Consider the following 24,238-nt stretch of genomic DNA (forward strand, 5'->3'; position numbering starts at 1 on the left):
CCACCCGTCGGGGTCGGTTTCGCGTACGCCGTGTGCCGGGAATCCTCGACTCATGCGACTGAGGCGGGCCGACCCCAACGGATCCGGGTGGACGCGGGTCCGTCACGGCACCGGCTTCAGCTATCGCGACGCCGACGGCGAGCTGCTGGACCGCAGCACGATCGCGGACCTGAAATCCCTCGCCATTCCCCCGGCGTGGACGGGCGTGTGGATCTGCCCCCAGCGCAACGGCCACATCCAGGCCACCGGGTACGACGCCGCCGGCCGCAAGCAGTACCTCTACCACCCGCAGTGGCGTGAGCAGCGGGACCGGTTGAAGTTCGACCGTGTGCTGGAGGCGGCGTCGCTGCTGCCGACCGCGCGGGCGACCTGGACCGAGCACCTCTCGCTGGAGGGCATGCCCCGGGAGCGCGCGACGGCGTGTGCGGTGCGGCTGCTCGACCTCGGCTACTTCCGCATCGGCTCCGACGCCTACACCGACAGCAACGGGTCGTTCGGTCTCACGACGCTGGAGAAGCGGCACGTGCGTCGCAGCGGCGACAGGCTGCTGTTCGAGTTCACCGGCAAGTCCGGGGTGGACCACCACGTGGAGATCGACGACCCGCTGGCCATCGAGGCGGTGGAGAAGATGCGGCGGCGGCGCAGCGGGTCCGAGCGGCTCATGGCCTACCAGGACGCGCACGAGTGGCTCGACCTGGATGCCGCGGACGTCAACGAGTACCTCCGGGTCGGCACGGGCGGCGACCTCACCGCGAAGGACTTCCGCACCTGGCACGCCACCGTCATCGCAGCGGTCTCGCTCGCGCTGACCGAGGAGCCCGGCTCCTCGAAGAGGTCGCGGCAGCGGGCGGTCAAGCAGGCCTGCGTCGAGGTCAGCGACTACCTCGGCAACACACCGACGATGGCCAAGAACTCCTACATCGACCCGCGCGTCATCGATCTCTACGAGGACGGGGTGACGATCCGCGCCGCGCTCGAGCGCGAGTACGACTCCGAGGTCGAGAAGCAGGTCGCCGTGGAGCGCGCGGTCTGCCGCATCGTCTCGGAGGACCCGGACTCGGTCGGCGGCGTGTGCGATCCGCAGACCGAGGCCGCCGCCTGATGGAGCAGGACCGCGCGCGCGAGCTGCGGGTCGTGCGCGGCGACCTCACCGAGCAACGCGTCGACGTCGTCGTCAACGCGGCGAACAACCGCATGCGCGGCGGTGGCGGGGTCGACGGTTCCATCCACCGGGCCGGCGGACCCGCGGTGATGACGAACTGCATCGAGCGCTTCCCCCGCGGGCTCGCCACCGGCGACGCCGGGTGGACGACCGCGGGCGAGATGCCCGCCACCTGGGTCGTGCACACCGTGGGTCCCGTGCACGGACGTGGCACGAGGGAGCAGCTCGAGTCCGCCTACCGGCGCTCGGTCGAGGTCGCCGAGGAGCTCGGGGCGACCTCGATGGCGTTCCCGCTCATCAGCGCCGGCGTGTACGGCTGGCCGCTCGAGGACGCCGCACGGTGCGCCGTGCAGACGGTCGCGGATTGCCCGGCCGGCGCGGTGACGGAGGTGCGGTTCGTGGCGTTCGGCGACGAGGCGTACGCCGCCCTCACCGATGCGCTCCGCACGGTCCAGGGCTCCCGCCCCGCCTCCTGAACGCCCGCGTACGCGGTCCACCGCGAGCTCCTGCGGGGATGCAGTGCCGCGCAGGTCCCTGAACACCCGCGTACGCGGGCGTCCGGGAGTGGGGGCGCAGACCTCAGGCGAGCTGCTCGACGACCACGTCGATGCAGGCGGTGAGCGCCTCCACGTCCTCGGGATCCACCCCGGGGAACATGCCGACCCGCAGCTGGTTGCGACCGAGCTTGCGGTACGGGTCGACGTCGACGACACCGTGCTCGCGCAGCACCGAGATGACCGTCGGTGCCGAGACCGACGCGTCGAGGTCGACGGTGCCCACCACGAGCGAGCGGTGGTGCGGGTCGGGCACGAAGCAGCTGGCGTACGACGACCTCTCGGCCCAGCCGTAGAGCAGACCCGAGGACCTGGTGGTGCGCTCGACCATGCCGGCGAGCCCACCCTCCCCGAGCATCCAGCGCAGCTGCTCGCGCATCAGGAACAGGGTGGCGACGGCGGGGGTGTTGAGCGTCTGGTCCTTGCGCGAGTTCTCGACGGCGGCGGTCAGCGACAGGAAGGCCGGCACGTGCCTGTCCGAGGCCGCCAGACGCTCGGCGCGCGCGATCGCGGCCGGGGACATGACGGCGAACCAGAGGCCGCCGTCCGAGGCGAACCCCTTCTGCGGTGCGAAGTAGTAGACGTCCGCCTCCTGCGCCTGCACCGGCAGCCCGCCGGCGCCCGAGGTGGCGTCGACGAGCACCAGCGCGCCCTCGTCGGTGCCCGCCGGGCGGACGACGGGCGTCATCACCCCGGTCGAGGTCTCGTTGTGCGCCCAGGCGTACGCATCGACGCCCTGCTCGACCCGGAGGTCCGGACGCGAACCCGGCCCGGACTCGAGCACCACCGGCTCCTGCAGCCATGGCGCCCGCCCCGACGCGGTCGCGAACTTGCCGGAGAACTCCCCGTTCACCAGGTGCAGGGACCGGCGCTCGATGAGGCCGTGGGTCGCCACGTCCCAGAACGCCGTCGCCCCGCCCACCCCGAGCACGACCTCGTAGCCGTCCGGCAGGTCGAAGAGCGTCGCCAGCGACTCGCGCACCTCGCCGACGAGGCGGCGTACGGGTGCCTGCCGGTGGGAGGTGCCCATCAGGTCCGCACCCGTGGCGGCCAGGGCGTCGAGCGTCGACTGGGCGACCCGGGAGGGACCCGAGCCGAAGCGACCGTCCGCGGGGAGCAGGTCGGCGGGGATGTGCACGGCGGTGGGGGAGCCCGTCATGCGGTCATCATGGCGTGATCGTCCCACCGCAGCTCGCGCGACCTCCCTCGACCCGCGCGCGCCGGCCGTTAGGCTTCCCTCGGTATCGCAATCGAGGAGGCGCCGTGAGCCAGTCACCCGGAGGTCGTCGACAGGGGACGGTCCGCACCGTGCTGCGGGTCGTGGGACCGATACTCCTGCTCGTCGGTGTCGTCCTCGTCGTCAGCGGCTTCGTGAGCTTCGGCAGCGCGATGGACGACCCCATGGGCTCCGGCGGTGACGGCATGGGGTCCTTCGCCGCCGGCGGGTTCCTCGCCGTCCTCGGATTCGGCCTCAGCGGGTTCGCCTACCAGGGGTCGGTCGCCCGGTTCTCCGCCGGCGAGCAGGCCCCGGTGCTCAAGGACACCGCGCACTACCTCTCCGACGGTGAGGGCGTGCTCGGGGTGGGGCGTACGCGCTCGGGTGGGTCGACCGCGTCCGCGGGCCCCACGGCGACCGGCCCGTACTGCCGCGAGTGCGGCACCCGCAACGACGACGCCGCGCGCTTCTGCGACAGCTGCGGCACGTCCCTGACCTGACCGTGGCGGGAGACCTCGGGCCCGACTACGGCCACGACCGGGACCGGCGTCAGCGGCGCCGCAGGCTCGTCGGGCTCGTGCTGTTCGTGCTCGGCTGCCTGCTCGCCGGTCTCGGGGTCGGTGGTCTCCTGCCCGGCCGCGACGTGCCGCTCGCTGACCTGCCGGCCGAGCAGGTCCAGCGCGCCGTGGTCTTCCTCGCGGTCGGACTCCTCACGGCGGCGGGCGCGGTGTGGCTGATGGTGACCGGCTCCCAGGGGGGCGTCAGCGGCTTCTCCGCAGGCGAGAACGCACGGCGCCGACGGTGCCGCGCGTGCGACACCATGAATCCCTGGCACGCCGCGGTGTGCACGGCGTGCGGGCAACGGCTGCACGGAGTCTGAGGTCCCGGCGGCGTACGCTCGAGCGGTGGAGGATCGAGCCGTGAGGGGCGCCGCTGTCTGGTGGCGTGTCGGGTGCGCTCTGGCAGCCCTGCTGGGTGCGTACCTGCTGATCAGTGGACTCGTGCGGATCACCGGGGACGGTGCCGTGGGCGGTCCGCTCGCGCGGTTGCTGGTCGGGCTGGTGCTGCTGTCCGCCGCCGCCGTGGCGTACGCCATCGGTCGTCGCCGCCCGGACCGCCCTGCGGGCCAGCCGACGTCGGCGCGTGCCGACGACGCGGCGGAGACGGTGACCTGTCCCGCCTGCGGGTCGGTCAACCCGCCGAGCAGGCAGCACTGCCTGCGGTGCGACCAGGCGCTGAGGTGACGGCCCCGGCGCTGCGCATCGAGTCTGTGCCGATCACCCACCCCGACGCCGTCGCGCTGGTCGACGCCGTGCAGGCCGAGTACGTCGAGCGCTACGGCAGCCCCGACGAGACCCCGATCGGAGCCGACGACTTCGTGCTCCCGCGCGGCGCGTTCTACGTCGGCTACCTCGACGGGGTCGCTGTGTGCTCGGGCGCGTGGCGCGCGACCGAGGTGCGTCGGATGGGCGAGCGGGCGTACGAGGTGAAACGGATGTACGTGCTGCCGGCCTACCAGCGGCGCGGGATCGCCTCGGCGATGCTCAGTCACCTCGAGGACCTCGCCCGCGAGGGCGGCGCCGACCACCTGGTGCTGGAGACGGGTGAGATGCAGCCCGAGGCCATCGCGCTCTACCTCGCGCGTGGCTACGAGCCGGTGCCCGGGTTCGGTCACTACTGCGGATCCGAGCTCTCCCGGTGCTTCGGGCGCCGGCTCTCCTGAGCGCCCTGACTCGCATGTAACCCCATGTTGTGGCCGCTCCGCGCGGCGCCGGGGCCGTGCGGAGCAACCACAGCGCCGTCGGAGTCGGCTCTCCCGGTCACCAGGGCGCGCCGACCGGGCCGGTTGTCGCCCCGGCACACCGGTGCAGCGCGTTGTCCACCGGCGCGTACGGCCCGCCTGGTCGTCGTGGCACCGCCGGAGAACCCTGCGGGCATGCGACCACGACTCATGGCACACGCCCTCCGTCAGCACGGACTCGTCACGCGCAATCAGGCTTTGCGCTCCGGCTACTCCGCGAGCGAGGTGCGCGCCCTGACGGGGAGGGGGACCTGGCACACCGTCCGCCGAGGCGTGTACGCCGAGCGCACCCTCTGGGAGCAGTTCGACCGCGACGAGATGGACCGTCGACGGATCCTCGCCGTCTTCCTGCAGGCCGAGCAGCCGCTGTACGCCAGCCACGGCTCCGGCGGTCTGCTGCAGCACCTGGCACTGCTCGAGGTCAGCAGGCGACGCATCCACATGACGGCGCCGAGGATCGACGCCGGGCGGGGTGAGAACGGCGTGGTCTACCACCCGGCTCGGGTCAGCGCCGTCGACACCACGACGACCCCGTTCGGCCCCGTGACGTCGGTGGCGCGGACAGTGTGCGACATCGCGCGCTACGACGGGTACGACGCGGGCATCGTCGCGGCCGATCGCGCGCTGCGGGACGGCCTGCCGCGCGAGGAGTTGGAGCGTGTCGTGTCCGGCATGCGCAACTGGCCCGGCGTACGCGCCGTGCGTGCCGTTGTCGAGGACGCCGACCAGGGCGCCGAGAACCCGGGCGAGAGCCTGCACCGGGTCGTCATCAGCCGTCTGGGCTGGGGCCGGCCGCGCCTGCAGGTGCGCGTGACCGACGGCGGGCGCACCGCGTACGTCGACGCGATGCTCGGATGCCACGCCTTCGAGTTCGACGGCTTCGGCAAGTACGCGCGTGCCCAGACCGCGGAGACGGGAGATGCTCCCGCGAGCGTGGTCTTCGAGGAGAAGCGCCGCGAGGACTGGCTGCGGTCACGCCCCGAGATCGCGGGATTGTCACGCTCGGTCTGGGACGAGGTCTGGGAGGAGGTGCGGTGCGCCGGCGAGGGGCCGCTCCTCCGACGATTCCGTACGCAGGTCGACGCAACGATCGCACGCGTCGGCATGGCCGCGTGGATGAGCAGCCTGGACTCCTCGACGAGGGTCTGATCGGCTCAGTCGGACGACTCCGACGGTGTTGTGGTGGCTCCGCGCGGCGCCGGGGCCGCGCGGAGCAACCACAACATGGGGTTACATGCGGCGATGGGGCCGCTCAGGCGTCCGCGCCGCCGACGAGCTCGTCGTCGACGGAGGAGTCGCCCCAGGCGGGGTTCCAGCCCTCGACGGAGTCGGCCGCGCGCGTGCCCGGTCCGACGTAGACGGCGGAGGGGCGGATCAGGCGGCCGGTGCGCTTCTGCTCCAGGATGTGCGCCGACCAGCCACCGGTGCGGGCGCAGGTGAACATCGTGGTGAACATGTTGGCCGGCACCTCGGCGTAGTCGAGCACGATCGCGGCCCAGAACTCGACGTTCGTCTCGAGCACCCGGTCGGGACGACGCTCGCGCAGCTCGGCGAGAGCGGCCTTCTCCAGCGCCTCGGCGACCTCGTAACGCGGGGCGCCGAGCTCCTTCGCGGTGCGACGCAGCACCCGGGCCCGGGGGTCCTCGGCGCGGTAGACGCGGTGGCCGAAGCCCATCAGGCGCTCGCCGTCGTCGAGCAGCTTCTTGACGTACGCGCCCGCGTCGCCGGACTGCTCGACGTCCTCGATCATGCCGAGCACCCGCGAGGGGGCCCCACCGTGCAGCGGGCCGGACATCGCACCGATGGCGCCGGAGAACGCCGCGGCCACGTCGGCGCCGGTCGAGGTGATCACACGGGCGGTGAAGGTCGAGGCGTTCATGCCGTGCTCGGCCGCGGAGGACCAGTAGGCGTCGATGGCCTTGACGTGGTCGGGGTCGGCCTCGCCCTTCCAGCGGGTCAGGAACTTCTCCGCCAGCGTGCTGCCCTTGTCGACCTCGTGCTGGGGCACGATCGGCTTGCCGATGCCGCGGGCGGCCTGGCCGGCGTAGGAGAGCACCATGACCGCGATCCGCGCGAGGTCCTCGCGCGCCTGCTCGTCGGAGATGTCGTAGGTGTGGCGCATGCCCAGCTGCGGCCCGAGCATCGCCACGCCGGCCTGCACGTCGGCGCGCACGTCGCCGGTGTGGATCGGGATGTTGTACGGCTCCGCGGGCGGCAGGCCCGGGTCGTACGCCCCGTCGATGAGGAGGCCCCAGACCTTCTCGAAGGGGACCCGGCCGACCAGGTCCTCGATGTCGACGCCGCGGTAGCGCAGCGACGAGCCCTCCTTGTCGGGCTCGGCGATCTCGCTCTCGAAGGCGACGACGCCTTCCAGGCCGTGGTGGACCTCGGTCATGGGTTCTCCTGTCGTCTCGACGCGAGCCGTACGGGTGGTCGGTCGCGTCCTCGTCGAACTGGTCGGTATCAGCGCTCCGGCGCATTCTGCCGTGCGCCGTCGAGCCCCGCAGCACCGGCCGCGATTCGTCCCCGCCACGTCTCGCGAGGGATCACCGGGCCCACTAGCCTGGCGCCGTGCCCGACTACGAGGACCTGCGCGTCAGCTATTCACGTGACGAGCTCGACGAGACCTCCGCGCCGGCGGCCCCCTGGGAGCTGTTCGACCGCTGGTTCGACGCCGCGCAGGGCGCAGGGCTCCCCGAGCCCAACGCGATGACGCTCGCCACCGTCGACGGGCGCGGCCGGCCCCACGTGCGCACGGTGCTGCTGAAGGGGATGGAGCAGGTCGGCCCGTCCGATCGCGCACCGGTCTTCTACAGCAACCGTCGCTCCGACAAGGGCAGCCAGCTCGCAGGCAACCCGGCGTGCGCGCTCCTGTTCACCTGGCTGCAGCTCGAGCGGCAGGTGCGCCTCGAGGGCACGGTGACCGAGCTGTCCGAGGAGCGCTCCGACGCGTACTTCGCGAGCCGGCCCCGCGGCTCCCAGCTCGGTGCGTGGGCCTCACCGCAGTCTCAGGTGGTGATGGGTCGTGAGGACCTCGAGCGCCGCTACGCCGCGGTCGAGCAGCGGTACGCAGGCCAACCCGTGCCGCGTCCGGCCTACTGGGGCGGGTGGCGGGTCGACGTCGCCTGCATCGAGTTCTGGCAGGGCCGTGGCAGCCGGATGCACGACCGGCTGCGCTACCGCCACGAGGCGGACGGGTGGCACCGGGAGCGCCTCGGGCCGTGACGCGGTGATCTGGACCGCGGCACGATTCTCCGCCGCCGGGTGCGGGCACACCTCCAGGTGAATCCCCAGGAGGCTCCATGGCAGACGACCTGCACCCCGACACCCCGACCGTCACGATCCGCCCGCGGTGGACCTGGGCGGGTGTCGCGCTGCTCGCGCTGGGAGTCGGCCTGCTCGGTGCCGCCGCCATCTCCTTGCTGTGGCCGCTCGCGATCGCGGGTGCGGTGCTGGTCGTGCTGGGCGCCGGTGCGGCCTACCGGGGCAACCTCTACCGCGACGCCCGCATGCACCAGTCGCCGCGACAGGTGGCCTCGGAGATCGACGACAACCAGGCCGTCGAGGTCGTCGATCCCGACGCCCGTGTGGTGGACCCGGAGGTCCGCGCCATCGCGAGGGAGGCCCACGAGACCAAGCGTGCGGCCCTCGGCGCCGAGCGCGGACCGCTGGAGGTCGCCCCGCTGGGCATCGGTCTGCTCCTCGCGGTCGCCCTCTGGCTCGCGATCACGCAGGGCCTGGTGCCCTTCACCGAGGAGGGTCGCGACACCCGCAACCTCGACATCGCCGTCGCCATCCCGTTGGCGCTCGCCGCCTTCGGTCTGCGCAACAGCTTCGGCAGGCTGCCCGCGTACGTGGTGGTGCTGGCGTGCGGGGTCGCCCTCGTCGCGCTGGCGATCTTCTCCGACCATGCGGCGGAGTGGACGATGTACAGCCAGCTGATCAGCGGCATCCTGGTGTTCGTCGGCGCGGCGTTGGCGATCGGTCGCAACGGGATCGCAACCTTGGGCCGGTGAGTCGAGCCTGTGGAGATCGACGCGTCCGAGGTTAGGTTGAGGGTCCGCGTCCGTCGTCGAGAGGATCCACCGTGTCCGAGAAGGACCCCGCCCTGCGGTCGCTCGAGCACGAGGTGACGCGTCTGGCACGCCGGTTGCGCCGCGTCGCGACCGAGCGGGCCCGCCTGCTCGACCCGGCCGTGCAGCCGACGGGGTGGTCGATCCTGGTCACGCTCTACCGCCAGGGTGCACAGCGTCAGAGCGAGCTGTGCGACGAGCTGCGGCTCGACAAGGGTGCGGTCAGCCGGCAGATCACGGCTCTCGCCGAGCTGGGCCTGGTCGAGCGTACGCCCGATCCCGACGACCGCCGCGCCTCGACCGTGACGCTGAGCGACGACGCCACGTTGCGCATCAAGCGCATCGAGTCCGACGCCCGTCGGTGGTACGACGGCCACTTCGACGACTGGTCCGCCGAGGAGATCGAACGGGTCGCGGAGGACCTCGCCCGCTACAACGAGGTCTTCGAGCACGAGGTCTGAGCAGGCCCGCGTACGCCGGACCCGCTCAGAGCCTGCCGCTCGCGGGGCTCAGCGGCGCAGCCACACGACGGTGTCCGCGGGGAGCATGCCGTCGTCGAGGGGGCCGCTGGACAGCAGCACGTCGCCATCCGGCAGGTCGACCGCGTCCGTGCCGGTGTTGAGGAGCACGTGCACGTCGCCTCGGGTGAAGGACAGCACCGCGGTGCCCTGCTCGGTGGGGTCGTCCAGCTCCACGCTGGTGTCGAGGTCGAGCTGCTCACGGCGTACGCGCAGGGCCTCGCGGTAGAACTCCAGCGTCGAGTCCTTCTCACCGGTCTGCGCCTCGACGCTCATGCTGTCCCAGTCCGTCGGCTGGGGGAGCCACGGCTGCCCCTCGCCCGGGCCGAACCCGAAGGGCGGCTCGGCGCCGGACCAGGGGATCGGCACCCGGCAGCCGTCGCGGCCCTCGTTCTGGCCACGGTGGAAGGCGGGGTCCTCGCGGTCCTCCTTCGGCACCACGACCTCCTCCAGGCCGAGCTCCTCGCCCTGGTAGAGGTAGGTCGAGCCGGGCAGCGCGAGGATCGTCGCGGTCAGTGCGCGTGCTCGGGCGAGGCCCTCGGACCCGGCGCCGAAACGCGTCGGGTGGCGTACGACGTCGTGGTTGGACAGCACCCAGGTCGGCGCCGCGCCCACGGGCTCGACGGCCCGGTAGGTCTCCTCGATGATGCGGCGGAACTCCCCGGCGCCCCAGGTGCCGCCGAGGAAGTGGAAGTTGAAGGCCTGGTGGTACTCGTCGGGGCGCACGTACAGCGCGAGCCGCTCGGCGTCGGGCGCCCAGGCCTCGGCGACCATCATGCGGTCGTCGTACTCGTCGAGCACGGCCCGCCAGCGGCGCCAGATCTGGTGCACGCCGTCCTGGTCCCAGAACGGGCCCTTGTTGACGCCCTCGATCATGTACTGCCGCTCCTGCTCGTCGGTCGAGGGCAGTCCCTCGGCCTTGACGAGACCGTGCGCCACGTCGACGCGGAAGCCGTCGACGCCGCGGTCGAGCCAGAAGCGCAGCACCGAGTCGAACTCGTCGCCGACCTCGGGGTGGGTCCAGTCGAGGTCGGGCTGGGAGGTGTCGAAGATGTGGAGATACCACTGTCCGTCCTCCACCCGGGTCCAGGCGTCGCCGCCGAAGACCGACTGCCAGTTGTTCGGCGGCTGGGAGCCGTCCTCGCCGAGGCCGTCGCGGAAGATGTAGCGCGCGCGCTCGGGCGACCCGGGGCCGGCCTCGAGGGCGGCCTGGAACCAGACGTGGTCGGAGGAGGTGTGGTTCGGCACCACGTCGACGATGACCTTGAGGCCGAGCTCGTGGGCGCGCTCGCGCAGCGCGTCGAAGTCCTCGAGCGACCCGAAACGCGGGTCGACGTCGCGGTAGTCGGCGACGTCGTAGCCGTGGTCGTGCTGCGGCGAGGTGTAGAACGGCGTGATCCACAGGGCGTCGACACCCAGCTCGGCGAGGTGCCCCAGGCGCGAGGTGATGCCCGGCAGGTCGCCCAGGCCGTCGCCGTCGGCGTCGGCGAACGAGCGCACGTACACCTGGTAGATGACGGCGTCGCGCCACCAGGGGGCGGTGCCGGGGGCGGTCCGGGGCGTACGCGTCGCAGCGCTGGAGTCGGTCATCCCCTCATGATGCCAGCAATGTTGGATCGATCAAAAAGCGCCGGTGCCCCTCAGGTGAACTGCTCCGGGTCGACCACGATCCAGGTCTGCTCGGCGGCACCGAGGAGCTCCCCGGCCGCGTCGTAGAGGCTCGTGGCCGTCTGGATGCGTCGGCCCGAGCGACCTCGCTCCTCGGCGACGACGACGTGACGGTCGCCGATGCGCGGCAGTCGCAGCACCTGTGCGGTCATCTCGCCGAGCACGATGGGCTGCTCCTCGATGTGCGCGGCCCAGCCGCCCGCGCAGTCCAGAGCCGTCCACGTCGTCGCGAGCGAGACCTCCGCGCCGTCCTCGCCCGGCTCGGCGTCCTCGGGGTCGGCGCCGTGGCGCGGCAGCTCGTCGGTGGCGATCCAGGCCGCGGCCACCCGCGGGCGCCCCTCGACGGCGGGTGGGACCTCGCCGGGGGAGATGTGGAGGCCCTTGTCCGATCCCGTGCCGCAGCCGAAGCAGCCGGCGAACGGGTGCTGCAGCAGACCCTTGAACCGCGACTCGGCGCGTCCGGCGGCCTTGAGCGCGACGGGCGCCACGGGCTCGGGACGTCGCTCGTCCTCGCGGCGGGCGCGGGCGACCAGGCCGTCGGGCTCGCAGAGCTGGACCCCCTCGTCGTCGCGGACGACGTCGTGGTCGGTGTCCAGTCGCGGCGGGGCGTTCAGGCGGACCGTGTACGCGGCGCCGTCGACGCCGAAGGCGGCGTCGACGAGCGAGCCGGCGACGAACCCGCCGTTGGCGGAGCGCGGCGGACCCTGGAACCGAGCGGCGAACCTCAGAGCAGACATGACCTCGGTGTACCCCGGTCCCCCCGGTGGGCACGCGGGTCCTGCGTGACCAATCCCACCCCTGCGGGGGGTGCGTCCAGCGGTCCTGCTCTCAGCCGTCCTTCATGGCCGAGAGCCGGTCCAGGGCCTCCTGGCGCTCGGCCTTGTGGTCCAGGATCGGCTCGGGGTAGTCGTCGGTGCCGTACTCGGGGATCCAGCGGCGTCGGTAGACCTCGTCCGGGTCGTACTTCTCGCCCTGGGTGTCGGGGTTGAAGATCCGGAAGAACGGCTGCGCGTCGGTGCCGGAGCCCGCCGCCCACTGCCAGTTCATGAAGTTGCTCGACAGGTCCCCGTCGACGAGGTGGTCGTAGAAGAACTTCGCGCCCACCCGCCAGTCGACGTGCAGGTCCTTGACCAGGAAGCTGGCACAGAGCATGCGGACCCGGTTGTGCATCGTGCCGGTCGCGAGCAGCTCGCGCATCCCCGCGTCGACCATCGGGAAGCCCGTACGCCCCTCCTTCCACGCCTGGACCTTCTCGCCGGGGTCGTCCCACTCCATCCGTTCGAACTCGGTGCGCCACGACTCGCGGACGACCCGCGGCTCGCGCCACATGACGTCGGCGTAGAACTCGCGCCACCCGATCTCGGAGCGGAAGGAGGCGGCGTGCTTGCCGTGCATGCCCTTGAGGTCGGTGAGCAGCGTGCGCGGGTGGATCTCCCCCCAGCGAAGGTGCGGGCTGAGCCCGGAGGTGCCGTTGCGGTCCATGCGGTCGCGGTCGTCGTCGTACCCCTCGAGCCGGTCCAGGAAGTCCCGCCACCGACGTCGGGCGGCCTCCTCGCCCACCTCGTCGAGGTCGAGCTCGGGCGGCACGTCGTCGCAGGTCGGGAAGTCCTCGGAGTCGACCTCGAGCCACGTCTGCCGCGTCCCGATCCGGGGGAAGGCGTCCTCGTAGCCGTGCTGGGCCCAGGCCCGGCCGAACGGGCTGTAGACCTGGTAGCCGGTGCCCTGCTTGGTCAGGATCGTGCCCGGGTCGATGGCGTACGGCGAGCCGGTCGCCTCGAGGGTGACCTCGTCCTCGGCGAGGGTGTTGCGCACGTGCTCGTCGCGCTTCATCCCGTACGGCGCGAAGTCCTCGGCGATGTGCACCGAGGTGGCACCGGTCTCACGCGCCAGGTCGGTCAGCACGTCGGCGGGCTTGCCGCGGCGTACGACGAGGTGGCCGTTCAAGGACTCGTCCAGCTTGCGCAGGCTCTCGCACATCCACGCCCGACGCGCTGGTCCAGCGGGGTTCCACAGCGCGTCGTCCCAGATGAAGAGGGGGAGCACGCCGTCCCCGCTCGCGGCGTCGGAGGCGGCCAGCAGTGCCGGGTTGTCGTGGAGCCGCAGGTCACGGCGGAACCACATGATCGCGGGGGCACCGGAGGAGGAGTCGGCCATGGGGGACTGGTGCCCGGGGCGCCGGGTGGGCACACGCGGCCTGCGCCGTCGGGTGGGTCCGCGGACGTCCGTGGGGGAGGATGCAGGGGTGAGCGACCTGATCGACACCACCGAGATGTACCTGCGCACCATCTACGAGCTCGTGGAGGAGGACGTGCTGCCCCTCCGTGCCCGCATCGCCGAGCGGCTGCACCAGTCCGGGCCCACGGTCAGCCAGACCGTCGCGCGCATGGAGCGCGACGGTCTCCTCACCGTCGAGGGCGACCGGCACCTGGAGCTGACCGACACCGGTCAGGCCCTGGCCGTGCGGGTGATGCGCAAGCACCGGTTGGCCGAGTGCATGCTCATCGACGTCATCGGGCTGCAGTGGGACCAGGTGCACGCCGAGGCGTGCCGCTGGGAGCACGTGATGAGCGAGGCCGTGGAGCGGCGCCTCCTGGAGATCCTCGACCACCCGACGACCTCGCCGTACGGCAACCCGATCCCCGGCCTGGACGAGCTGGGGGAGACCGCCGCCGCCGAGGGCGTGGGCGAGGCGCGGCCGCTGCCCGAGGTGGCCGGCGCGGAGCCGATCTCGGTGCTCGTGCGCCGCATCGGCGAGGAGCTGCAGAAGGACGAGCAGGTGATGCGCGTGCTGCAGCGCGTGGGCGCCGTGCCCGACACGGTCGTGACGGTGTCCTCGGCCCCGGGCGGGGTGCTCGTCGGCTCGGGCGGGGAGACCGCTGAGGTGGACGAGGACGCGGCCGCGCACCTGTTCGTGAGTCCGGTCTAGGACACCCGGGCGCGTTCGACCGTACGCACGAGGTCGCCCAGGAACTCGCTCGTGCCGGCCTCGACGACGAGGTCGGCCAGGTCGTCGCCGCGCGTCGTCCCGCGGTTGACGATGACGACGGGCGTGCCCTGCTTGGCGGCCTGCCGGACGAAGCGGAACCCGCTCATCACCGTCAGGCTCGAGCCGGCGACGAGCAGGGCCTGCGTACGCTCCACCGCCTCGATGACACGCTGCACCCTCGGCCTGGGCACGTTCTCGCCGAAGAACACCACGTCGGGCTTGAGCCGTCCGCCGCAGACCAGGCAGGGCGGCACCGCGAAGCCACGGGTGTCGTCCAGCTCGACGTCGCCGTCGGGGTTGACGGGCCGGTCGGCGTGACGGACGGCCCACGTGGGGTTGGCGGCGTCCATCCGGGCCTGCATCTCGGTGCGGCGGCTGAGCGCGCCGCAGTCGAGGCAGACGACCTCGGAGATGCGACCGTGCAGGGCGAGGGTGTCGGCGCCCGCCCGCTCGTGCAGGCCATCGACGTTCTGGGTGACCAGCAGGTCGACCGCGTCGAGCTCCTGAAGACGTGCGGCGGCCTCGTGGCCGGCGTTGGGGTCGGCGTAGCCCATGCGCCCCCACCCCAGGAAGCCGCGGGCCCAGTAGCGCTGGTGGGCCTCCGTGCTGCCGAGGAGCTGCTGGAACGTCATGGGCTGCCGGGGTGGCCGGCCCGGTCCGCGATAGTCGGGGATGCCGGAGTCCGTCGAGAGACCCGCACCGGTGAGCAGCACGAAGCGGCGGCTGCTCAGCAGCTCGAGCGCGGCCTCCCGCGTCGCGCTCGCCGTGGGGTCAGCGGCCATACCGCACGGCCGCACGGGCGCGGGCCTTCGCGGCCTCGACCTCGCGGTCCTTGGGAGGTGCCGGTGTCACCAGCTGCTCGAGCAGCTCGTCGGTGAGGCGGGCGATGCCGGCGACGGCCGCGTCGAAGGCGGCCTGGTTGGCCTGCGACGGCTTCGTGGACCCGCTGATCTTGCGCACGTACTGCAGCGCAGCCGCCTCGATCTCCTCGGCGGTGGCGGGCGGCTCGAAGTTGTGGAGGGTGCGGATGTTGCGGCACATGACCTCAGCGTACGGATCTCAGCCGTACCGCTCCTTGTGCTCGGCCTTGGCCTCGGCGTACCAGGGGTCGGCCTCGGCCGTCTCCCAGGCCTCCTTGAAGATGCGGGCGGACTCGGCCTTCACCCGGTCCTCGGGACCGCGCGGCAGCTCCTCGCGACCGTGCGCGCCGGACTGACCACTCTTGTCCTCAGGCACGGGCCCGTCGTACTTCTTGCCGCCCGGGTGGTTCGCGTAGCGCCGGGCCCGGGTGTAGCCCATCTGCAGGTACTTGCGCGCCATGTCGGCGCCGACGACGTCGCGCTCGTCGACGTAGGCGCGGAACATCTCGCTGATCCGCCGCGCGGACTCGGTCGCCTTCTCCGGGTCGGCGAAGCGCCAGTGGGGCAGCAGCTCACTCTTGTACGGCTGCACCGTGAGCACCCCCATCTCGCCGCGGTCGACCCGGTAGTCCTCCGGGTGCGCGCGGTAGTCGTGCTCGGGATCGGCCTTCCACATGGCCCCCCACTGCCCGAACCCCCCGAGCGTGAAGCCGAGGCGAGCAGTTGCGTGGGTGTCTGCGCGCGCTGGGACGCGTCGTGGCACCCACGCAGCCTCGTTCAGGCGCCGGCGCGAGGGACACCGAGAGCGATCAGGTCGGCTGCGACCACGTCGGGCTCGTCGCGCAGCTCGCGAGCGCTGCAGTCGACGATGACGACGCTCGGGCTCGTGAGTCGACGACGGCGACGCAGGTCGTCCTCCCACTGGCCGACGGCCATGTGGTGAGCGCCGTCGACCTCGAGAATGAGCGTGCGTCCGTCGGACAACCGCCACTCGCAGTCCGTCCAGCGGCGAGTGCCATCGCTGTCGACGCGGGCCACCTGCCGGACGGGCCTGGCGATGCGGTGGTCGTCGCACATCCGCGTCACGTCGACCTCGGCGAGAGACTGCGCCCCGCCGTCCAGCTCCAGCAGCAGCCGCCGCATCAACGGCGCTCGGCGCGTGCGACCGAGGTCAGTCAGCGTCTCCGCGAGTCGGACCACCGTGGTGAGTCTCTGCTGCACCACGGCAGCGAGGAGACCCTGGGCTTCCCGCTCGGAAGGGCACGAGGAGGCATGCAGCAGCGCGGCCGGCTCGACGCGCAGCCTCGGAGGGCCCCCACGGGCGGTCGTCCAGCATGCGAGGTCCCGACGCGTGCGCACGTGCTCCACTCCGTCGACCGACGCGGGCAGATGAGCATCGACAGGCACGAGCACTGTGACGTGAGCACGTTCCCAACTGCGGAGTCCAGCGGCGCTCAGGGCATGGATGCCGCCCACGACACCCTCTGTCGAGGGCGTCAGCACCCCGACCCACGCGAGCTGCTCGACTGTCAGCGGACCGGTGAAGCAGGACACGACCGTCGGCGACCGTTCCGCCCATCGACCCCCGGCGACCTGGTTGCGTACCCGGTCGCTGTCGATTCCCAGGGCCCGCAGCTGTCGGCGCGCGAGGATGCCCGCCTGCGCCTGCGCCAGTCCGTGCCACTGCATCGACACAGGATGCAGCGGAAGCGTCGTCTCCTCGGGTCGTCATCCACAGCCTCCTCAGCCCGAGCGCTGCGTGGGAGCCAGGACGCGGCGGAGCGCGTCGAGGCTCCCACGCGAGGTCTGGTCAGCCCGAGAGACCGAGCAGTCTCACGCCGTCCAGGGTCACCAGGGCGACGCGGCCGTCGCCGAGGGGGAGGGTGCGGGCGGCGTAGGAGTCGTACGGGCGCAGCTGTGCCGCCTCGCTCAGGGTCACCGATCCGGCGTCGTCGACGTCGATGCGGGTGACGTACGCGGTGGGGCGCCGCGACCCGTACTCGTCGCTGACGACGAACCCGGTCGAGGAGTCCGGCAGCCAGGTGAACGCCCGGGGGTCGGGGTTGAAGGAGGTGTTCCGCTGCAGCGTGGTGAAGTCCAGCTCGGTCGGCGAGCCGAGGTCGGAGACGTCGAAGACCGAGGCCTTCGCCGCCGTGGCGCGCACGAACGCCCGCTCGCCCTGTCCGACCACGCGCGTGGCGGTGCCGAGTCCCAGCAGCCGGTCCTCGCCGATCGGGTGCAGGTAGGAGGAGAAGCCGGGGATCTTCAGCTCGCCGAGCGTCTCGGGCTGCCCGGTCGAGACGTCGACGGTGTAGAGCGGGTCTGTCTGCACGAAGGTCACGACGATCGCGAGGTCGTCGAACCAGCGCACCGACTTGATCTCCTCGCCGATGCCGAGCCCGTCGGCGCGGCCCGTCTCGACGAGCCGGTCGCCCTCGGGTGCGAAGGAGATGACCGCGTTCTCCTCGGGCATCCAGCTGTCGTAGCCGATGCCGGCGGCGACGCGGATCCGGTCGTCGTGGGCGTCGATCGACCACCGGTCCTTCAGCCCGCCCTCGAAGCTGCCGGAGGCCCGCCAGACGGCGTCGAGGCCGTCGAGGTCGAAGACGTGCAGCGACGTCTCGGGTCCCTCGGCGGCGTCCGCGCCCTCGCGCCGCAGCTCGACACCCCACGTCCATCCCCACCGCGAGGTGGCGACGACGAGCTGGTCGGTCGAGGAGTACGCCAGGTCGCCCGAGGCGACCAGCGCGGTGGCGGACCGCGAGGCCGCCGGGTCCGAGGCCGTGCCGTCGAGGCCGATCACCGACAGCGTGCCGTAGCCCGAGCCGTCGGCGGGCCGCAGCACCTCGTCGCAGTCCGTCAGCTGCTCGCCGTCGCCGACCGAGGGGAGCCACGCCTCCAGCGGCGCCTCGCGGACCAGGCGACGGTTCTCCCGGCGCGCCTCGGCCGCCGTCAGTCGCTCGGGTCCGTCGCCGGACCGCGTACGCATCACCGGCGAGACGAAGTCGATGTCGGGGGAGGAGTCCGAGGTCACGAGGCGCACCACGTCGTCGTACTGCCGGGCGGAGACCAGGCTGCCGTCGTACTGGGTGTCGGAGGTGACCTGCGGCGCCGAGCGGTCGGAGACGTCGATGGTGACCACGCGCGTCCGGGCGTCGCCGACCGGCCCGATCATGAGCGAGTCGGCGACGACCGAGCGGCCCAGCGAGGCGATCGGGTAGTCCGAGCCGCCCTGGGTGATGACGTGGACGGTGTCGTCGACGAGCAGCAGCTCGGCGCCGGACACGCCGCGGGGCAGCGCGAACCGGGCGACCTGCTCGGGTGCGTCCCCGGTGACGTCGGTGACCACGAGCGCCTGCTCGACCACCTGGTAGACGTACGCCGCGTCGGTCTTGGCCACGTCAGGCTCGTCGACCCCGGCCTCCTGCACGTTGGTGCCGGTCTCGCCGCTGCCGACCGCGTCGGAGACCGCGGCGGCGTCGCGGGCGACCGATCCGCCGACGCTGCTCTGCGCGACGGCGTCCAGCGCATAGACCGGCCCACCCCCCAGCCCGTACGCGGTGACCTCGGGCAGCGCCTGCTCGACGTAGTACTGCCGCAGGGCCTCGCACGAGTCGAACGCGACCAGCCCCGGCGCCGCTGCGGCCGGGGCGGGCTTGCCGACGCCGCCGGTCGGGACCCCGTCGGGCACGACGCCGAGGGCCAGCGCGCCAGCCAGGCCGACGACGCCCGCGGCGGTCACTCCCACCCGGGTCCTGGTGCTGAATCGTCGAGCCACGACTGCTCCTCATCTCGGCCGGCGCCGCCCGGGCGCCGGTGACCAGTGTCTCGGGGATGGGACGCAGCCGCATGGCATCCGGTTCCCCGGGAAGGACACGGATGCGCAACGACCCGAGCCACCACCCCCGCAGGAGCCCGCCGTGCCCGACCGCGCCCACCCCGACCGCGACTACGACGTCGTCCTCTTCGGAGCGACCGGCTTCACCGGACAGCTCACCGCCGCCTACCTGGCCGACCACGCCCCCGAGGGCTTCCGGTGGGCGCTCGCCGGCCGCTCGAAGGAGAAGCTCGAGAAGGTACGCGCCACGCTGGCCGAGAAGCACGAGCTGGCAGCCGAGCTGGACCTGCTCGTCGCGGACGTGACCGACCCGGCCTCGCTGCGCCGCGTCGCCGAGTCCACCGGGTCCGTCGTGACGACCGTCGGGCCCTACCTCGAGCTCGGCGAGCCGCTGGTGAAGGCGTGCGCGGAGGCCGGCACCGACTACCTCGACATCACCGGCGAGCCGGAGTTCGTCGACCGGATGTACCTCGAGCACCACGACAAGGCCGTCGAGACCGGCGCCCGCCTCGTGCACGCCTGCGGCTTCGACTCGATCCCGCACGACCTCGGAGCCCTGCACAACGTGCTGCAGCTGCCCGACGACGAGCCCGTCACGATGCGGGGCGTCGTCCGCGCCCAGGGCACCTTCTCCGGCGGCACCTTCGCCTCGGCACTCACCGCGATGTCGCGGGCGCGCCAGATGCAGGAGGTCTCGCGACGACGTCGGTCCAAGGAGCCCGCGCCGGCGGGCGGCCGCCGCTCGCGGCCCAAGGGCACCAAGCCGCGGCGCGACTCCGTGCTCGACCTCTACCTGCTGCCGATGCCGACGCTGGACCCGCTGGTCGTCGCACGCTCAGGTCGCGCCATGCCGGTCTACGGGCCGGACTTCACCTACAGCCACTACGCCGGCATCGAGCGCCTGCCCGTCGCGGTCGGGGGTGCGCTCGGCGTCACCGGTCTGGCCGCCGCGGCGCAGCTCGGCCCGCTGCGCAAGTTCCTCATCAAGCGGGTGCCGCAAGGATCCGGCCCGTCCGCGGAGCGACGCGAGAAGAGCTGGTTCACCGTCGACTTCATCGGCGAGGCCGCCGATGGCACCACGGTCCACACCCAGGTCGCGGGCGGTGACCCCGGCTACGAGGAGACCTCGAAGATGCTGGCGGAGTCCGCTCTGTGCCTCGCCTTCGACCCGGTGCCCGAGACCTCCGGCCAGGTGACGACGGCCGAGGCGATGGGCCTGCAGCTGGTCGACCGGCTGGACAAGGCGGGCATCACCTTCAGCACGCTCTGAGGCCCTGTCCAGTCCAGGGATCCTCCACCCGGCGAGTCGCGGACGAACTCGCTGGAAGCGTGGGCCGGAAGAGGCGTCCGCGACTACGATCGGGACAGCCTGGTGACGCGTCCTCGCGCCGGTGCTCGGGTGAAGGGGAGGGGACTTCGTGCTGTCTCGCACGCGTACGCGCCGCGCCAGGGGATCCGCCCCGGTCGGCCTGCTCTCGGCCCTGGCGGTCTCGGGTCTGACGACCACTGTGCTGCTCGGCTCGACGGCGTCGCCCGACCCGGTGGCAGCACCCTCCCGCAGCGACGAACCGGCCCGATCCGTCGCGGCGGCGACCGCAGACCTGCCGACGTCCACGCGTACGACCCCCTCCCTGCGCGTCGTCACCGCCGCCGCGAGCGCCGCGATGCGCGACGTGCCCGTGCAGGAGGCCGTGCTCGTCGCCGGCACCGTCGGCGCCTCCCGCGTCGTCGTGCAGGCGGCGCCGACCCCCGCGGAGCGTCGCGTACGCGTCAAGGCGCCCTGGACCGCGTCCGCTGAGGGAGTCCACGGCGTCCCGACCACGGCGCTGGAGGCCTACCAACGGGCTGCGAGGGCTGTCGCCGGCAGCTGCACCATCCCCTGGACGCTGCTCGCCGGCATCGGTCGGGTGGAGACCGACCACGGCCGCTACGGCGGCTCGAGCCTCGGCACCGACGGCATCTCCCGTCCCCTGATCCGAGGCCTCCCGCTCAACGGCGTGGGCCCCGTCGCGGCGATCCGTGACTCCGACCGCGGGCAGCTCGACGGCGACAGGGTCTGGGACCGCGCCGTCGGCCCCATGCAGTTCATCCCCACGACCTGGGCGAGCTGGGCCTCCGACGGCGACGGGGACGGTGTCACCGACCCCGACGACATCGACGACGCGGCGCTCGCCGCCGCGCGCTACCTGTGCCGGTGGAGCTCGGGCCTCACCGAGCTGAGCAACCAGCAGGGCGCCGTCCGCACGTACAACAACGACGGCTACTACGTCGACCTCGTGCTGGCGTACGAGGTCGGCTACCGCACCGGGGTCTTCGACCTCCCGACGCCTCCGCCCTCAACCGAGGACGCCGAGCAGCTCGCACAGGAGCGCGCCGAGCGACGCGAGCGTCGTCGGGAGCAGCGTGAGCGCGAGGAGCGCCGGCAGCAGCGCGCCGAGGAGCGGGCGGCCCGGCAGGAGGCGCGGCAGGCCGAGCGCGACCGTCGGGAGGCCGAGAAGGACGCGGCCGGCGAGGGATCGACGCCCGACCAGCCGACTCCGTCGCCGACCAGGCCTCCGAAGCCGTCGCCGGAGCCCCCGAAGCCGACCCCGACGCCCACGCCCAAGCCGACACCGACGCCGAAGCCGACTCCCACGACGCCTCCGGCGTCCGAGGAGCCCACCACGCCGCTGGAGGGCACCGGCCTGGTCCCCTGATCGGGCCGGCAGCAGGCACGACAGCAGGCACGACAGCAGGCGCCCGGTCCGGAGACCGGGCGCCTGCTGCGTGTTCGGCGCCGGTGGAGGGTGCAGGCAGTCAGCGCCGCTCGATCGTCACCGCCAGGGTGCCGGCGTTGTCGGCGAAGTCGTCGTCGGCGATCGAGAACCGCAGCGGCCCGTCCTGCGAGGTCGTGGCCTCCAGCGTGTAGACGTGGTCGGCGTCGCAGCTGCCGCCGTCGCGGGGCGCCCAGGTGAGGATCTGCCCGTTGACCAGCAGGTCGCCGAGGGGCTGTCGGTTGCCGCCGACGTACCCGTCGACCCGGACGTCGCGCCACCGCCTGTCGTTCCAGGCGTTGGTGCACTCGGCGTCGGCGGTGATCCACTCGGCGCCGTCGCGCAGGCGGTAGGTGCCCTCGACGGTGATGCGGATCCGCGTCCCGGCCGCCCAGTCGCTCGACAGCGTCTCCGAGGGCGTCGCGGCGTCGACCAGCAGCGTCTCGCCCTGGGCGTCGGGTTCGGGGGCGTCGCGCGGACCCTCGTACGGCGCCACGGAGACCTGCACCCGACCGCGGTTGTCGGCGTAGGAGCCGGGGTCGTGGACGCGGACGTTCAACGGCATCGTGTCCTCGGCCCGCCACAGGAACGTGTACGTGTGCCCGGCGTCGCACTCGGCGCCGGAGGCGGCGCGGCCGCTGATGGTGGCCCGTCGCGGCACCATGCCGTCGCGGCTGAGCCGTCCGACGAGCACGTCGTAGGAGTCGATGTCGCTGCGGAAACGGTCCCGGGTCCAGGTGGCGTCGGACGTCGTCCGCGTGCACTCGGCGTCCGCGGCCACCCCGGTGCCGTCGAGCCACAGGCCCGACACGGTGACCTCGTAGTCGCGGCCGCCACGCAGTGCGACCCCTGAGCTGCGACCGGCGGCGGCCTTCGCGGGCACGGTCCACGAGGCGCGCTCGGCGACCTGGCCGAGGTCCACGACGTGCACGCTCATGCGGCCGGAGTTGTCGGTGTAGCTGGTCGGGTCCCAGACCGTGAAGGGAACCCGGCCGGTCCGTGGGGCGGTGTAGATCCAGCGGTAGGTGTGGGTGTCGCTGTCGCACTCCTGGCCGTTGTCGGCGTCGGCGTAGAGGTCACGGCCGTCCACGTAGAGGTCGAGGTGGTCGGCCTCGTACGCATCGGTCCGGATGGAGCGGCTGCGTCGCCAGTCCGAGGACGGCGCGACCGCGCACTCCGCGTCGGCGCGCGCGGCGGGGTCCTCGGCGTAGCTCCACGTGCCGGACACCTCGAGCAGGTAGTCGCGGCCGGCGACCATCGCGCCCTCGGTCAGCGTGCCGCGCCGGGCCCGGGAGGACACCTCGACGGTCTCCTCGGTCAGCGGTGCGGCCTGGAGGAGCGAGGGGTCCGGCTGGGGCTCGGGCAGACGACGCTCGGGGTCGCGGGTGGAGTCCGGTGAGGGGACGGGGTAGGAGTGGTCGCCCGTGCCCGGCGTCGTGTCGCCGCCACCCCCGCCCACGGGCGTCGGGTCCGTGACGGTGCCGCCGAGCGGGAACCGGGTCCGGTTCCAGAACGACGTCTTGCCGCGCGCCCCGGTCCACGACAGCGAGAAGTGCACGTGGTCGCGGTGGGCGCTGGAGCCGGTGTACGGCCGCCAGCCCTCCGAGGCGCGGTAGGCGCTCCAGATGCGCCGGTTCCAGATCATGTACTGGATGCCGAGGCGGCGCGCGTTGGCCCAGTGGTTGCCGTGCCGGTCGGTCTTGAGCAGCCAGCCCATCAGCTTGGCGACCTGCTTGCGCTCGGTGGCGTCGTAGTAGTCCATGCCCCAGTCGAAGGCGCGGCCCTCCTTGTGCTCGGAGGTGCCCCCGACGTTGCAGGCGCGCACGATGCCGAGGCTGGAGGAGCGCGGGTAGGTGCGCAGCAGCAGGTTGGCGAACGCCGTCGTCCCGCGCTTGGCAGTGGGGGAGCAGGTGGTCTGCCCGACGTACGAGGCGAGCCCCTCGATGCGCGGCCCGAACGCGAATCCGGCCTTGGGGACCAGCGCCGCGGCCGCGGGCAGGCAGATGAGCAGCACCACGAGCGTGGCGGCGGCGACCCGACGGCGCTGCTCACCGTGGGCGGACAGGCGTGCGGGCATGCGGGTGGACGGCTCGGAGATCATGGTGCGGACCCTCGGTGTGCTCTCGGTCTGGTCGACCCACCACCGGGCTCGGGAGGGTCGAGGGCGCCGGCGCGCCGACGACCGAGTCATCGTGAATAACGATTCCGTGACGGCGGACCGGATCGTCCGAGATATGACCGAGAGGTCTAGAGCGCTGGTGCAGCGCTCGTGGTGTCTCAGACGGCGCGAGGGGCGTACATGATCACGGCGACACCGACCAGGCAGATGACGGCCCCGGTGACGTCGTAGCGGTCGGGCTCGAAGCCGTCCAGCACCATGCCCCACACGAGCGAGCCGGCGACGAAGACGCCTCCGTACGCCGCGAGGATCCGTCCGAAGTTCGCGTCCGGCTGCAGCGTCGCCACGAAGCCGTAGAGGCCGAGCGCCACGACGCCGAGGCCGATCCAGAGCCATCCCCGGTGCTCGCGCACGCCCTGCCAGACCAGCCACGCACCACCGATCTCGGCGAGCGCGGCGAGCACGAAGAGGGCGATCGAGCGCACGACGTCCATGGGGTCATGATGCCGACGCGACGCCTGGCCGTGCCGAGCGGTGCATGCCCCGCGCCTCGTCGTGGTGCCCCAGGCAGGAGTCGAACCTGCGACCTTTCGCTTAGGAGGCGGCTGCTCTATCCGCTGAGCTACTGGGGCCCTGTGCTGCGTCGCCGCTCATCCTGTCAGGTCTCGACTTCGTCCAGATCGGGGCGTC

At 72.5% G+C, this 24,238-nt stretch carries 25 protein-coding genes and 1 tRNA gene; 13 read left to right on the plus strand and 13 right to left on the minus strand.

Annotated elements, in window-relative coordinates; all coding sequences use genetic code 11:
- Positions 1 to 52 precede the first annotated feature (52 nt).
- Together KLP28_10930 and KLP28_10935 are read left to right on the plus strand one after the other, a co-directional pair.
- Entirely contained in the window at positions 53 to 1,102 is a 1,050-nt protein-coding gene (locus KLP28_10930; GenBank protein ID QWC84120.1) for a DNA topoisomerase IB, read from the plus strand.
- Positions 1,102 to 1,638 carry an O-acetyl-ADP-ribose deacetylase gene (locus KLP28_10935; protein ID QWC84121.1) on the plus strand — a complete coding sequence of 179 codons (537 nt, stop codon included), beginning with the start codon at positions 1,102 to 1,104 and terminating at the stop codon, positions 1,636 to 1,638. The genes KLP28_10930 and KLP28_10935 overlap by 1 nt, the downstream gene beginning before the upstream one ends.
- A 103-nt stretch (positions 1,639 to 1,741) precedes the next feature.
- On the opposite strand, the gene KLP28_10940 is transcribed toward KLP28_10935, so the two are convergent.
- Positions 1,742 to 2,875 carry a phosphoserine transaminase gene (locus KLP28_10940; protein QWC84122.1) on the minus strand — a complete coding sequence of 378 codons (1,134 nt, stop codon included), beginning with the start codon at positions 2,873 to 2,875 and terminating at the stop codon, positions 1,742 to 1,744.
- A 104-nt stretch (positions 2,876 to 2,979) separates the two neighbouring features.
- Here KLP28_10940 and KLP28_10945 point away from each other — a divergent pair, with 104 nt between their 5' ends.
- The 5 genes from KLP28_10945 (at position 2,980) to KLP28_10965 (ending at position 5,882) form a co-directional block, all read left to right on the plus strand.
- Complete coding sequence (locus tag KLP28_10945) at positions 2,980 to 3,432, plus strand: zinc ribbon domain-containing protein (protein QWC84123.1); 453 nt, start codon at positions 2,980 to 2,982, stop codon at positions 3,430 to 3,432.
- Positions 3,433 to 3,434: 2 nt separating this feature from the next.
- Positions 3,435 to 3,812 (plus strand): hypothetical protein, encoded by a 378-nt coding sequence (locus KLP28_10950; protein QWC84124.1) that lies wholly within the window; start codon positions 3,435 to 3,437, stop codon positions 3,810 to 3,812.
- 40 nt (positions 3,813 to 3,852) lie between these two features.
- Positions 3,853 to 4,176 carry a zinc finger Ran-binding domain-containing protein gene (locus KLP28_10955; GenBank protein QWC84125.1) on the plus strand — a complete coding sequence of 108 codons (324 nt, stop codon included), beginning with the start codon at positions 3,853 to 3,855 and terminating at the stop codon, positions 4,174 to 4,176.
- An 11-nt stretch (positions 4,177 to 4,187) separates the two neighbouring features.
- Entirely contained in the window at positions 4,188 to 4,655 is a 468-nt protein-coding gene (locus tag KLP28_10960) for a GNAT family N-acetyltransferase (GenBank protein ID QWC86934.1), read from the plus strand.
- Positions 4,656 to 4,868: 213 nt separating this feature from the next.
- Entirely contained in the window at positions 4,869 to 5,882 is a 1,014-nt protein-coding gene (locus KLP28_10965; GenBank protein ID QWC84126.1) for a type IV toxin-antitoxin system AbiEi family antitoxin domain-containing protein, read from the plus strand.
- Between the two features lie 103 nt (positions 5,883 to 5,985).
- On the opposite strand, the gene KLP28_10970 is transcribed toward KLP28_10965, so the two are convergent.
- Positions 5,986 to 7,128: a citrate synthase 2 gene (locus KLP28_10970; GenBank protein ID QWC84127.1), complete on the minus strand. Its 1,143-nt coding sequence runs from the start codon at positions 7,126 to 7,128 to the stop codon at positions 5,986 to 5,988.
- A gap of 176 nt (positions 7,129 to 7,304) precedes the next feature.
- Here KLP28_10970 and pdxH point away from each other — a divergent pair, with 176 nt between their 5' ends.
- The 3 genes from pdxH to KLP28_10985 all read left to right on the plus strand — a co-directional run bounded on the left by pdxH (position 7,305) and on the right by KLP28_10985 (position 9,267).
- Entirely contained in the window at positions 7,305 to 7,958 is a 654-nt protein-coding gene (pdxH, locus tag KLP28_10975; GenBank protein ID QWC84128.1) for a pyridoxamine 5'-phosphate oxidase, read from the plus strand.
- Between the two features lie 77 nt (positions 7,959 to 8,035).
- Entirely contained in the window at positions 8,036 to 8,749 is a 714-nt protein-coding gene (locus KLP28_10980; protein QWC84129.1) for a hypothetical protein, read from the plus strand.
- A gap of 71 nt (positions 8,750 to 8,820) precedes the next feature.
- Positions 8,821 to 9,267, plus strand: a complete 447-nt coding sequence (locus KLP28_10985; GenBank protein ID QWC84130.1) for a MarR family transcriptional regulator — start codon at positions 8,821 to 8,823, stop codon at positions 9,265 to 9,267.
- A gap of 48 nt (positions 9,268 to 9,315) precedes the next feature.
- Here KLP28_10985 and KLP28_10990 read toward each other — a convergent pair whose 3' ends face one another.
- From KLP28_10990 to KLP28_11000, 3 genes are all read right to left on the minus strand, one after another.
- Positions 9,316 to 10,914, minus strand: coding sequence for a glycoside hydrolase family 13 protein (locus tag KLP28_10990; GenBank protein QWC84131.1), 1,599 nt, complete (start codon positions 10,912 to 10,914; stop codon positions 9,316 to 9,318).
- Between the two features lie 50 nt (positions 10,915 to 10,964).
- Positions 10,965 to 11,729, minus strand: coding sequence for a hypothetical protein (locus KLP28_10995; GenBank protein QWC84132.1), 765 nt, complete (start codon positions 11,727 to 11,729; stop codon positions 10,965 to 10,967).
- 91 nt (positions 11,730 to 11,820) lie between these two features.
- Positions 11,821 to 13,146: a DNA photolyase family protein gene (locus KLP28_11000; protein QWC84133.1), complete on the minus strand. Its 1,326-nt coding sequence runs from the start codon at positions 13,144 to 13,146 to the stop codon at positions 11,821 to 11,823.
- An 88-nt stretch (positions 13,147 to 13,234) separates the two neighbouring features.
- On the opposite strand from KLP28_11000, the gene KLP28_11005 reads away from it, so the two are divergent.
- Complete coding sequence (locus tag KLP28_11005; protein ID QWC84134.1) at positions 13,235 to 13,918, plus strand: metal-dependent transcriptional regulator; 684 nt, start codon at positions 13,235 to 13,237, stop codon at positions 13,916 to 13,918.
- Here the strand turns inward: KLP28_11005 and KLP28_11010 are convergent.
- The 5 genes from KLP28_11010 to KLP28_11030 form a co-directional block, all read right to left on the minus strand.
- Positions 13,915 to 14,760 (minus strand): NAD-dependent protein deacetylase, encoded by an 846-nt coding sequence (locus KLP28_11010; protein QWC84135.1) that lies wholly within the window; start codon positions 14,758 to 14,760, stop codon positions 13,915 to 13,917. The genes KLP28_11005 and KLP28_11010 overlap by 4 nt on opposite strands.
- Positions 14,750 to 15,019, minus strand: a complete 270-nt coding sequence (locus KLP28_11015) for a DUF2277 domain-containing protein (protein ID QWC84136.1) — start codon at positions 15,017 to 15,019, stop codon at positions 14,750 to 14,752. The genes KLP28_11010 and KLP28_11015 overlap by 11 nt, the downstream gene beginning before the upstream one ends.
- 18 nt (positions 15,020 to 15,037) lie before the next feature.
- Positions 15,038 to 15,601, minus strand: coding sequence for a DUF4385 domain-containing protein (locus KLP28_11020; GenBank protein ID QWC84137.1), 564 nt, complete (start codon positions 15,599 to 15,601; stop codon positions 15,038 to 15,040).
- Between the two features lie 14 nt (positions 15,602 to 15,615).
- Positions 15,616 to 16,527, minus strand: coding sequence for a hypothetical protein (locus tag KLP28_11025; protein ID QWC84138.1), 912 nt, complete (start codon positions 16,525 to 16,527; stop codon positions 15,616 to 15,618).
- Positions 16,528 to 16,648: 121 nt separating this feature from the next.
- The gene (locus tag KLP28_11030) at positions 16,649 to 18,616 is read right to left on the minus strand and encodes a beta-propeller domain-containing protein (protein ID QWC84139.1); all 1,968 of its coding nucleotides are present in this window, start codon (positions 18,614 to 18,616) and stop codon (positions 16,649 to 16,651) included.
- 142 nt (positions 18,617 to 18,758) lie between these two features.
- Between KLP28_11030 and KLP28_11035 the strand changes: the two genes are divergently transcribed.
- Together KLP28_11035 and KLP28_11040 are read left to right on the plus strand one after the other, a co-directional pair.
- Positions 18,759 to 19,946 (plus strand): saccharopine dehydrogenase NADP-binding domain-containing protein, encoded by a 1,188-nt coding sequence (locus KLP28_11035; GenBank protein QWC84140.1) that lies wholly within the window; start codon positions 18,759 to 18,761, stop codon positions 19,944 to 19,946.
- A gap of 394 nt (positions 19,947 to 20,340) precedes the next feature.
- On the plus strand, positions 20,341 to 21,372 hold the full coding sequence (locus tag KLP28_11040; GenBank protein QWC86935.1) for a lytic murein transglycosylase: 1,032 nt from the start codon (positions 20,341 to 20,343) through the stop codon (positions 21,370 to 21,372).
- Positions 21,373 to 21,472: 100 nt separating this feature from the next.
- Here the strand turns inward: KLP28_11040 and KLP28_11045 are convergent, their stop codons facing one another.
- The 3 genes from KLP28_11045 to KLP28_11055 all read right to left on the minus strand — a co-directional run bounded on the left by KLP28_11045 (position 21,473) and on the right by KLP28_11055 (position 24,180).
- The gene (locus tag KLP28_11045) at positions 21,473 to 23,530 is read right to left on the minus strand and encodes a hypothetical protein (GenBank protein ID QWC84141.1); all 2,058 of its coding nucleotides are present in this window, start codon (positions 23,528 to 23,530) and stop codon (positions 21,473 to 21,475) included.
- Positions 23,531 to 23,706: 176 nt separating this feature from the next.
- The gene (locus tag KLP28_11050) at positions 23,707 to 24,042 is read right to left on the minus strand and encodes a YnfA family protein (protein ID QWC84142.1); all 336 of its coding nucleotides are present in this window, start codon (positions 24,040 to 24,042) and stop codon (positions 23,707 to 23,709) included.
- Positions 24,043 to 24,104: 62 nt separating this feature from the next.
- Positions 24,105 to 24,180: transfer RNA gene (locus tag KLP28_11055), tRNA-Arg, on the minus strand.
- Between the last annotated feature and the right edge of the window lie 58 nt (positions 24,181 to 24,238).

This window comes from Nocardioidaceae bacterium (assembly GCA_018672315.1).
Lineage (GTDB): Bacteria > Actinomycetota > Actinomycetes > Propionibacteriales > Nocardioidaceae > TYQ2.